An 11,504-nucleotide genomic window follows, 5' to 3' on the forward strand; every position below is an offset into this window, starting at 1 on the left:
AGTGTTGTATCAAGCCTGAAAACGTGATTTGGCATTCTAACACAGATAATTATTGTCGCTAGACCCTATTGATATTTCCCAGCAAATATATGATTAAACCGATAAACATTGACTCAAATCAAACCCTGTATGCTTTGACAGCAAAGTCACAGCATAGCTTGCGCAACCTGATTGATTATCCTTTGTTTATTAATTGCTATCGGTATAATAGCACCACAATAAAATCTCGATGAGAGGTCCAAGAGTGTCTAACCATAGCAATGTTGATCCACAGGAAATCGCTAAATTTGAAAAGATGGCAGAAACCTGGTGGGATCCTGAAGGCGAGTTTAAACCTATTCACAAACTCAACCCGCTACGACTGAACTTCATCGACCAAACGGTCGGTGGCCTGTTTGGCAAGCGAGTATTAGATGTCGGCTGCGGTGGCGGGATCTTGTCTGAGAGTATGGCCCGTATTGGCGCCAAAGTGGATGGGCTAGACATGGGAACAGAGCCATTAGACGTCGCTCGTCTACATGCGCTTGAGACCGGTGTTAAGATCAATTACATTCAAGATACCGCTGAAGCCCACCGCGATAACCACCTTGGTACTTATGATGTAGTCACCTGCATGGAGATGCTCGAACATGTCCCCGATCCTGCCTCTGTCATTCAAGCTTGCAGTGACATGGTTAAACCAGGTGGCTATGTGTTTTTCTCTACTATTAACCGTAATATTCGTGCCTATATAGAAACGGTACTGGGTGCTGAATATCTGCTGAAAATGTTACCCGTAGGCACCCATGATCATAAAAAATACATCAAACCTGCCGAGCTTATCGCGATGGCTGATAATGCCGAGCTTATCTGCAGCGACGCCACGGGGATCACTTACAACCCGATGAGCGGCATGTTTCGTTATACCAAGAGTCTCGATGTCAATTATATGATAGCGACTATCAAAAATGACGATGCCTAATAGCGCGATCCTTGGGGTGCTGTTTGATTTAGACGGCACCTTGGTTGATACCGCGCCCGATCTTGTCGCGGCGCTGAATCTGGCTCTGCACGATTTTGATTACCCCAGTGTTGCGCTTGAAGATGTACGTGACGCCGCATCCAATGGCAGTTTAGCCCTAGTCACCGCGGCTCAGCCGACACTCGATGCTGCGCAAAAAGTCCAACTGCAGCAGGCGCTGCTGGCGCATTATCAACGTATCAATGGCGACCATGCTAAGTTGTTTGATGGCATAACAGAGGTACTGCGCTATTTAATTGATAATGGCATTGCCTTTGGTGTTGTCACCAATAAGGCAGCACGATTTGCCCGCCCATTATTAGCCACACTGCGCTTAGGGCAACAGCCCCTTATCGATTGTATGAGCAGCGTTATCAGCGGCGACACTACCACCCAAGGTAAACCCGCCGCAGCACCGATGCTGTTAGCTGCGCAGCAGCTGGGCTACCATGCACATAACATCATCTATATCGGTGATGCACGGCGCGATCTTGAAGCGGCGCAAAATAGCCACATGCTTGGCGCCATTGCCATGTGGGGTTATATTGCCGAAGATGATAATCCTACTCATTGGCCGCACCAAGTATGCTTTGATAAACCACAAGCCATTATCGATTATCTGACTCAGGCTTCTGTAAACCACAGCGTAAACTAACCATTAATAGCCAGCAAATCGCACTAATCGCAACATTAAGCGGTTTGTTGGTGTTGATTTAACAAAAACACCATGAGTTTAACGGCGTTTCAATGAAATGTTGTTCCTAAGTGTCGCTTTACCATTGCTTGTATGCTTTTACTTAGAAACAGATTGATGAATGTTAACAGTGATAGGATCGCAAACTTAGCCCAATGATGAATAAACGATCGCCACGATCGATGATAAAACTAGCGTTCTATTCGTTTAAATTTAATCGCTCAAAAGTGACTTCAAATGAGCAAGCATAATTGAAAACAAGGCTTAAAGGTTAGCCATTACTAACCCTAAGCGTTACCCCCAAGATATCCACAACTTGTCCCCTAAAATCTCGCTTGCAAAATGCCGCCAACCTCACTATCTTGTATCCTATATTTTATATAACACCATATATTGTGTGTGAGTGACGATCGAAGCCACTAGAACCTAAGTTGTATTTTGGTAATTTTCGTTAACTTTTCGATTGTTTTGACAGGGAAACGTTGAGTGTTTTTTTTCAACTCATTTGACCGCAATATTTAATCAAGGCTTATCTTTAATGAACAGCACTATGCAAGTCACTAAACGCAGTGGCGAACGTGAAACTATCGATCTCGATAAGATCCACCGAGTGATCACTTGGGCGGCAAAAGGACTGAAAAATGTCTCTGTCTCTGAAGTGGAATTACGTTCTCACCTTCAGTTTTATGATGGAATTCCAACTGAAGCAATCCATGAAACCATTATTAAGGCTGCCGCAGATTTAATCTCGCCAGAATCACCTGATTATCAGTTTCTCTCTGCCCGTTTAGCTATCTTCCATTTGCGTAAGAAAGCCTTTGGTCAATTTGAACCACCCAAGCTGTATGATCATGTCGTTAAGCTGGTGGAGATGGGCAAATACGACAGCCACATCCTAAGTGACTACACCCGCGAAGAGTTAGATTTGCTTGATGAGCATATCGATCACTGGCGCGACATGAACTTCTCTTACGCAGCCGTTAAACAACTCGAAGGCAAGTACTTGGTACAAAACCGGGTTAGCCATGAGATTTATGAGAGCGCCCAGTTCTTATATATCCTGGTTGCGGCATGTTTGTTTGCCAAATACCCAAGAGAGACGCGTCTAGATTATGTAAAAAACTTCTATGATGCGACTTCAACCTTTAAGATCTCGCTACCCACCCCCATCATGGCGGGTGTGCGTACCCCTACGCGTCAGTTCAGCTCGTGCGTACTGATTGAATGTGGCGATAGCTTAGACTCAATCAATGCCACCGCGTCGGCCATTGTAAAGTACGTATCACAACGTGCCGGTATTGGTATTAATGCTGGTCGCATTCGTGCGCTAGGTAGCCCAATTCGTGGCGGCGAAGCTTTCCACACGGGTTGCTTACCTTTTTATAAGTATTTCCAAACCGCGGTTAAGTCGTGCTCACAAGGCGGCGTTCGTGGCGGCGCAGCGACCCTCTTCTACCCTATGTGGCATTTAGAAGTTGAATCACTGCTGGTATTGAAAAACAACCGTGGTGTTGACGATAACCGTATTCGTCATTTGGACTATGGGGTTCAGATCAACAAGTTGATGTATCAACGCTTGATCCAAGGCGGCATGATAAGCTTATTCAGCCCATCTGACGTACCTGGCATGTATGATGCGTTTTTTGAAGATCAAGCCGAGTTTGAACGTCTTTATCTGCAATATGAAGCGGATGACAGCATTCGTAAGAAACAGATTAAAGCCGTAGAGCTATTTGCGTTAATGATGCAAGAGCGTGCTTCTACTGGCCGTATTTATATTCAAAACGTCGATCACTGTAATACTCACAGCCCATTCGACTCAAAAGTAGCCCCAGTGCGTCAATCTAACTTATGTTTAGAAATTGCACTGCCAACCAAGCCATTGAATAATGTTGACGATCCTAACGGTGAAATCGCACTATGTACCTTATCTGCCCTTAACTTAGGTGCAATTAAGAATCTTGAAGAGCTAGAGCCATTAGCAGACCTTGCTGTACGTGCGCTAGATAATCTACTCGATTATCAAGATTACCCTATCACCTCGGCTCATAAAGCATCGATGAACCGTCGCACCTTAGGGATAGGTGTGATTAACTTCGCCAACTACTTGGCTAAAGAAGGGGTACGTTACTCAGACGGTTCAGCCAACGGCATTACCCACAGAACCTTTGAAGCTATCCAATATTATCTATTGAAAGCATCGGTGAACTTGGCTAAAGAACAAGGCGCTTGCCCATTGTTCCATGAGACCAATTACGCCAAAGGCATTTTACCCATAGACACCTATAAGCGTGACTTGGATAAAATTTGTGACGAGCCATTGCACCTTGATTGGGAAACACTGCGTGAAGAGATAGTGACTCATGGCCTACGTAACTCTACGCTGTCGGCCCTGATGCCATCAGAGACCTCATCACAGATCTCAAATGCCACCAATGGCATTGAACCTCCACGCGGATTAATTAGCGTGAAAGCCAGTAAAGATGGGCAGCTTAAGCAGGTGGTACCTGACTTTGAAAAATATCAGCATAGCTATGAACTATTATGGCAAATGCCGAACAACGATGGTTATTTGCAATTAGTGGGTTTAATGCAAAAGTTTGTCGACCAATCGATTTCTGCCAATACTAACTATGACCCAAGTCGTTTCCCTGGGTCAAAAGTCCCTATGCAAGTGTTGCTAAAAGATCTATTGACCGCTTACAAATACGGTGTGAAGACACTTTACTATCACAACACTCGTGATGGCGCCTCAGATAGTCATGACGATATCACCGCCATTGAAAAAGAAGATGATAGTTGCGCTGGCGGCGCGTGTAAGATCTAATCACTTGATGTTTATCATCAGTATTTAACGTTAATATATGGGGGCTTAGCCCCCATTGTCGGAAGATAGAAACATGGCCTATTCTACATTTTGTCAAACCGCTAATAATGCTTCACTGGAACCCATGTTTTTGGGGCAATCAGTCAATGTAGCGCGTTATGATATTCAAAAATATGAAGTTTTTGAAAAACTAATCGAAAAGCAATTATCCTTTTTCTGGCGTCCAGAAGAAGTCGATGTCAGCAAAGACAAAATCGACTACGCTGGCCTACCTGATCATGAAAAGCATATTTTCATTTCAAACTTAAAGTATCAGACTCTGCTTGATTCGATTCAAGGCCGCTCACCTAACGTGGCATTTTTACCCTTGGTATCATTACCCGAGTTAGAAACCTGGATTGAAACTTGGTCGTTTTCTGAAACCATTCATTCACGCTCATACACTCACATTATCCGTAACATTGTTAACGACCCATCGGTAGTATTTGACGATATCGTCGCTAATGAAGAGATCCTTAAGCGTGCTAGCGATATCGCCGAGTACTACGATAAGTTGATTGTCCTTAGCCAAGCCTTCCATTTGTTTGGCGAAGGTACGCACGAGATCGACGGTAAACACGTCGTGGTCACCCAGCGTGAGATCAAAAAAGCACTGTATCTGTGTATGGTGTCGGTTAACGTATTGGAAGCGATTCGTTTTTACGTGAGCTTTGCCTGCTCTTTTGCATTCGCTGAACGTAAAGTAATGGAAGGTAACGCTAAAATTATTCGATTGATCGCCCGTGATGAAGCACTTCACTTAAATGGTACCCAGCATATCCTTAAGATTATGCAAGCGGGTAAAGACGATCCAGAGATGGGTGAAATTGCTAAAGAGTGTGAGCAGATAGCCACAGATATCTTTATCAAAGCGGCAGAGCAAGAAAAAGAGTGGGCAAAATACCTATTCAAAGATGGCTCAATGATCGGTCTTAACGAACAGATCTTATGCCAATACGTTGAGTACATCACTAATGAACGTATGAAATCGGTTAACTTAGTCAGCCCGTACGCAGATCAGAGCAACCCGCTGCCTTGGATGAAGAACTGGCTAGAAAGTGATTCAGTACAGGTCGCGCCGCAAGAGGTAGAAGTATCATCTTACCTTGTGGGCCAAATTGACTCTTCAGTCGATGAAAGTCAGTTTGCCGATTTTGATCTGTAATCATATAGCTCTGTGATTGAGTGACGAATCACCCTGCATGGCTAAATCGATGCATCCTATTTTTAGTCACCATAACGTGAGCAATCATAGCTCAATAAATAGATGTTAGATAATTATAAGCATGACGTTTAAGCAAGTGACCTTTAAAAAAGCGCCCATTGTCAGCCTACAAGGCCAGCCAGTGCTGCTCTATACTGAGCAGCACGTCAGCCTGCTACAGGCTCTGGAGCAGAAAAACGTTAAGGTATTTTCAGAATGCCGAAACGGCTTTTGTGGCGCCTGTAAAACCAAACTCAATCATGGCTCGGTGATATATCATACTGAGCCTTTAGTTGAACTGGAGGCCGATGAATGTCTGCCTTGTTGCTGTCATCCCGATGGCGACGTGGACTTGGCCTTATCGGCTCAAGGCGCTAATGTGGTCATCACTCGTGCGTCAAGCTCGAACAACAGCTCTGCCACAACGGTTAATCAGTCAAGACAAAATCAACTGAAATGTTAATCCTTCATGCTTAAGGATTGTCATTGTGCTAAACGTGCAACGATTACCACCATTAGTCATCCTTGCACTTAGGCTCATCTTTAAGACTATCGCAGATAATTAACAGCATTGCTGGCTTAACAAGCCCCAGCCATTGGTTCAATAAAAGGCTAACCGATAAGGTTAGCCTTTTTATTGTATTGGAAATCACGAAACAGTAATTTGGTTCAATTTACCTAGGTAGTATTATTGATTTTACTTCAGGGTTGGAATTAAAAGAAACTCGGTACTCGAAAATTCCAGTGTCTGAATTGTAGACTTTCATAGAGTTAACATACCCCGATTTATGAGTCGGGGAACTCGCTCTGCGAATAAACTCATTGAAAAAATCCTCTAACTCACCTTTAGATTCAGAAGCAAAATAACCAAAACAAACATCATTATTACAGGCAACGTCATAATCGCTAAGAAGTGGATTCACATCTGACTTGTTTATATAGTCGCTAATACGGTTTTCATACTCAACAGTATCAGACTCTTTATTTGTATAATTAGGCAGTTCTTTAACAATCTCTCTATATACTGGAGATGTCATTATTGCTGCTAGAGTAACGCCATCAACAACATTATCACTCACGATCGATTGATAAAGTTTTTCACCAATGTCGCTAACTTTTATCTGCTTATCTCCTATTTTATAACTTTGCCTATCAGTTTCAGAAATCTGATTATTTGATTTACCTTCATAACTGTTAGATAAAGCATTGCTGCCATCACTCACAAAATCAAGGTTTTCACTTTCTTTAACTTCATTACTTTCTGATAAGGATGAATCATTGCTTGAACTATAAAAATAGACAAACACAATAGACATTATGGCTAAAATAAGTAGTGATGATAGTACTTTTTTATTTGCAATCATGATTTACCAACTCTCAAGTGATTATTGAATTCTAGTGTGTTCTACCATAATGATCTAGGATTGTGCCTAAGCAACTATTTTTCACATATTGGAATAGGATTAATTACGTAAGCAAAGTCGCCGCTCGATAAGGAAATCGCGAATATATAGTCACATTTATTTATAATCATTATTTCCCTATAAAATTATAAACAGAACATATTTAAATATAGCCCACAGTATCCCCCTGTGTCAGGATTGTTGTCACCCCTTAAAATCATCCAATAATTAAATAAAGGGGGCGGTCAATGAGAGCTCAATGGCACGATATTCACCTGAACGTAAAGACGCTGTCTTAAAGAAATTATTACCTCCCCACAATATGACGGTCACGGAAGTGGCTCGCAGTGAGGGGATCTCCTACCAAACCCTGTATCATTGGCGAGATAAAGCCAAAAAAGAGGGTCGCCCTGTGCCAGGTAAAACATTAACCAGTAATGATTGGTCAGCTGAAGCTAAGTTTGCAGTTCTCATTGAAACAGCACCAATGTCAGAAACTGAAATCAGCCAATATTGCCGAGAAAAAGGCTTGTTTCGAGAACAAGTTCAGCAGTGGAAACAAGATTGTTTAGGTGGTTTTAAGACGAGTGAAGTTCAAGCTAAAACGATTAAGCAGCAAGCCAAATCAGACAAGGCAGAAATAAAATCCCTGCAACGAGAATTACGTTATAAGGAGAAGGCACTCGCTGAAGCTGCGGCTTTACTGGTGCTTAGAAAAAAGCTCAATGCGCTTTGGGAGGACGACAGCGAGGAGAGTTAACGCCTTTGCCTAAGCGCATAACACTGGTGGATTTAATACAAGAAGCTTATGCCCACGGTGCGCGTCTTTACAAAGCTTGCGCTGAAGCAGAGTTAAGTAAACGGACGTATCGCCGCTGGTATCGAGCAGGAAAAGTGCAGGCAGATTTAAGGCCTACGGCAGTAAGACGGGCGCCTGCTAACAAGCTTAATGATGATGAGCAAGAGCAGATATTGGCAACCTCTAATGAGGTAAGGTTTGCAAGCCTACCTCCCTCACAAATCGTGCCGACACTGCTTGATGAGGGGGTCTATATCGCTTCAGAGTCGAGTTTTTATCGAGTGTTAAAAGCCAATGAACAATTAAATCGGCGTGGGCGAAGCCAAGGCGTAACAAAAAGAAGCAAACCAGATGCTTACGTTGCAGATGGGCCAAACAAAGTATGGTCTTGGGATATTACTTATTTAGCCTCGGTCATCAAAGGGCGCTTTTATTATCTGTATATGTTTGAGGATATTTATAGCCGTAAGATAGTGGGTTATGAAGTCCATGACCGAGAATGTGGTGAGCTAGCGGCCGAGTTAATGCAGCGCAATATGCTACGTGAGCAATGCTTCAAAAAACCGTTAGTACTGCACTCTGATAACGGTGCTCCGATGAAGTCATTGACGATGAAAGCCAAGCTTGAAGAGTTAGGTGTTACCGCTTCGTTAAGTAGACCAAGCGTAAGCAATGACAATCCTTACTCCGAAGCATTATTCAGAACCTTAAAGTATCGGCCGGAATGGCCTAGCTCTGGCTTTAAAAACATCACCGAGGCACGGGAATGGGTAGAAGAGTTTGTGACTTGGTACAATACCAAACATAAGCACAGTAAGCTCAATTTTGTATCACCGAGTGAGCGACATGCGATGCAAGATAAAGCGATTTTATCTAAGCGTAAGGAGGTACTAGAAGAGGCAAGATCAAGAAACCCTAAACGCTGGCCAAACGGTATAAGGAACTGTGACGTTATCGGTGAGGTAGTGTTGAACCCAAAAAAAGAGTCTGAAACTGAAACAAGAAATGCAGCTTAAAATTTAAGTAAAGAGTGCCAACTACCTTGAAAAACACCGGTATTGCAACCATGCTAGCAACTGGCCAGATTCACGTCAACAAACTGTTAACACTCTGAGTTGTAGGTTTTTCCATAATGTAGATAATAACATTATCCACTCTAATTGAGATGTAGGAAGGGAGTGAAGAAGCTATATTGGTTGGTTTATCAATAATTGTATTAGGCGTTTACGGCCAATTCTAGATTGGTACCCCATCAGTCTCTACATCGACAAACGACACTGCTACAATAAAGTCGTTTTTGCATCAGTAATGTCGTAGCAACACCACGTTATTCGCTTATTATGCTGAGATCTGATTATAAGATGGGATAACCCAAGTGTTATCCCATACTCAGTTAATTACAAGCTGATAGCCAGCTCTGCCCCCTGACGGATCGCGCGTTTAGCATCCAGCTCTGCCGCAACATCGACGCCGCCTATCAGGTGCACGGGTAATCCCGTTGCTTTCATCTCATCGACCAAAGTACGGTTCGACTCTTGGCCAGCGCACAAGATAACATTATCGACGTCAAGCACGCGTGAGTCATCACCCACCTTGATATGTAAACCTTGTTCATCGAAGCGTTCATAGTTAACTCCAGTTAACATTTGCACTTGATGGTGTTTTAACACAGAGCGATGGATCCAGCCGGTGGTTTTACCCAGCCCTTTACCCATTTTACTGGTTTTACGCTGCAGTAAATAAATCTGCCGCTCAGGCGCCGATAGCTCTGGCTCAGTGAGCCCGCCAGGCTCAGCATACGTCTTGTCAATGCCCCACTGTTTAAACCACTTGTCCGGTTGCAGTGTACTCGACTCACGTTCACCAAGATAATGCGCCATGTCAAAGCCAATACCGCCCGCACCAATCAAGGCTACCCGCTCACCAACGCTAACTTCACCGCTAAGCACCTGCTGATAGGTCACCACCTTAGGGTTATCAAAACCAGGAAGTTCTAGGCGGCGCGGCACGACGCCTGCCGCAATCACAACCTCATCAAAGGCTTCATCACGTACCACAGAAGCATCGAGACGAGTGTTGAGTCTAAGCTCAACATGATGGCGTTTCATCTGCTCAGTAAAGTAGCGAATGGTTTCATTAAACTCTTCTTTACCTGGGATCTTACGCGCTAAATTAAACTGACCTCCCACCTCGCTTTTCGCCTCAAATACCACGACTTGATGACCACGCATAGCCGCATAGATTGAAAATGCCATGCCGGCAGGGCCAGCGCCCATCACGGCAATGCGCTTTTTGGTCGCAGCTGGAGTAAAGTTAAGCTCAGTTTCATAGCAGGCTCTTGGGTTAACCAGGCAGGTCGCACGCTTAAGGGCAAAGGTATGATCCAGACAAGCCTGATTACAACCAATACAGGTATTAATCAGCTCGCTTTCACCCGCAGCGGCTTTGTTAACAAACTCGGCATCGGCAAGAAACGGGCGCGCCATCGACACCATATCGGCCTGCCCTGAGGCAATGATCTGTTCACCTATTTCGGGCGTGTTAATGCGGTTGGTGGCAATTAACGGTACTGTTACTTCCTGCTTGAGTCGCTCAGTCACCCAAGCAAAGGCGCCGCGCGGAACACTGGTAGCAATGGTTGGTACCCTAGCTTCATGCCAGCCAATACCTGTGTTGATAATCGACACCCCAACCTGCTCAAGGGATTTGGCTAAACTGACCACTTCATCCCAGCTCGAACCATTATCCACCAGATCCAACATAGATAGACGGAAAATAATAATAAAGTCAGCGCCAACCTTAACACGTATCGCCTTGACGATTTCGATGGGAAAGCGAACGCGATTGTCAAATGTACCGCCCCATTCATCCTCACGCTTATTGGTACGCGAACAGATAAATTGGTTAATCAGATACCCTTCCGATCCCATGACTTCGACGCCATCATAACCGGCTTTTTTAGCCAAGGCCGCCGATGTCGCGTAATCTTTTATCGTGTTTTTCACCTGTCGAGATGACATGGCCGAGGGGGTAAATAGAGTGATAGGCGATTTGATTTTGCTTGGTGCCTGTGAAAACGGGTGGTACCCATAACGCCCGGCATGTAAAATTTGCATACAAATTTTACCGTCAGCCTCATGAACCGCATCGGTCACTATTTTATGTTTAGCCACTTGCCACGGGAAACTTAATTGACAGGCATGTGGGGCTAAGCGGCCGCGCAAATTGGGGGCTATTCCGCCAGTTACAATTAGCCCTACGCCACCTTTAGCACGCTCTTGATAAAATGCTGCCAGTTTCTCAAAACCGCCCTTTTCTTCTTCAAGCCCGGTATGCATGGATCCCATGAGTACACGGTTCTTGAGTTGAGTGAATCCAAGATCTAAGGGTTCTAATAAATGTGGAAACGACATTCAAACATCCTTTTTAAACAAGTGATTTAAACTAGCATACCCGTTGTTTGTTTTAAGCTCAATACACAATCAAAGGGCTATGAAAAGATTCATTTACAATTGTGTTTCACCCCAAAGAGGATTTT

At 44.0% G+C, this 11,504-nt stretch carries 8 protein-coding genes; 6 read left to right on the top strand and 2 right to left on the bottom strand.

The features are described from left to right. Window positions 1-244 precede the first annotated feature (244 nt). From ubiG to yfaE, 5 genes are all read left to right on the top strand, one after another. Window positions 245-961, top strand: coding sequence for a bifunctional 2-polyprenyl-6-hydroxyphenol methylase/3-demethylubiquinol 3-O-methyltransferase UbiG (gene ubiG / locus AC0VXX_RS09290; protein ID WP_475514011.1), 717 nt, complete (start codon window positions 245-247; stop codon window positions 959-961). Further along, window positions 954-1,655: an HAD family hydrolase gene (locus AC0VXX_RS09295; RefSeq protein ID WP_475516981.1), complete on the top strand. Its 702-nt coding sequence runs from the start codon at window positions 954-956 to the stop codon at window positions 1,653-1,655. Before ubiG ends, AC0VXX_RS09295 begins: the two co-directional genes overlap by 8 nt. Window positions 1,656-2,232: 577 nt before the next feature. After that, on the top strand, window positions 2,233-4,521 hold the full coding sequence (nrdA, locus tag AC0VXX_RS09300) for a class 1a ribonucleoside-diphosphate reductase subunit alpha (protein WP_475514012.1): 2,289 nt from the start codon (window positions 2,233-2,235) through the stop codon (window positions 4,519-4,521). Window positions 4,522-4,594: 73 nt separating this feature from the next. Then, the gene (gene nrdB / locus AC0VXX_RS09305) at window positions 4,595-5,725 is read left to right on the top strand and encodes a class Ia ribonucleoside-diphosphate reductase subunit beta (RefSeq protein ID WP_475514013.1); all 1,131 of its coding nucleotides are present in this window, start codon (window positions 4,595-4,597) and stop codon (window positions 5,723-5,725) included. Window positions 5,726-5,846: 121 nt separating this feature from the next. Next, window positions 5,847-6,227, top strand: coding sequence for a class I ribonucleotide reductase maintenance protein YfaE (gene yfaE / locus AC0VXX_RS09310; protein ID WP_475514014.1), 381 nt, complete (start codon window positions 5,847-5,849; stop codon window positions 6,225-6,227). A 211-nt stretch (window positions 6,228-6,438) separates the two neighbouring features. On the opposite strand, the gene AC0VXX_RS09315 is transcribed toward yfaE, so the two are convergent. Beyond that, window positions 6,439-7,128: a hypothetical protein gene (locus AC0VXX_RS09315; protein ID WP_475514015.1), complete on the bottom strand. Its 690-nt coding sequence runs from the start codon at window positions 7,126-7,128 to the stop codon at window positions 6,439-6,441. A gap of 298 nt (window positions 7,129-7,426) precedes the next feature. Between AC0VXX_RS09315 and AC0VXX_RS09320 the strand changes: the two genes are divergently transcribed. Further along, a protein-coding gene (locus tag AC0VXX_RS09320) for an IS3 family transposase (RefSeq protein WP_475514016.1) occupies window positions 7,427-8,982 on the top strand; the annotation gives its coding sequence in 2 pieces (ribosomal slippage) (window positions 7,427-7,880 and window positions 7,880-8,982; 1,557 coding nt in all). A gap of 381 nt (window positions 8,983-9,363) precedes the next feature. Here the strand turns inward: AC0VXX_RS09320 and AC0VXX_RS09325 are convergent. After that, window positions 9,364-11,379: an oxidoreductase gene (locus tag AC0VXX_RS09325; RefSeq protein ID WP_475514017.1), complete on the bottom strand. Its 2,016-nt coding sequence runs from the start codon at window positions 11,377-11,379 to the stop codon at window positions 9,364-9,366. Window positions 11,380-11,504 lie beyond the last annotated feature (125 nt).

Source organism: Shewanella sp. QJM3NY_23 (assembly GCF_056173105.1).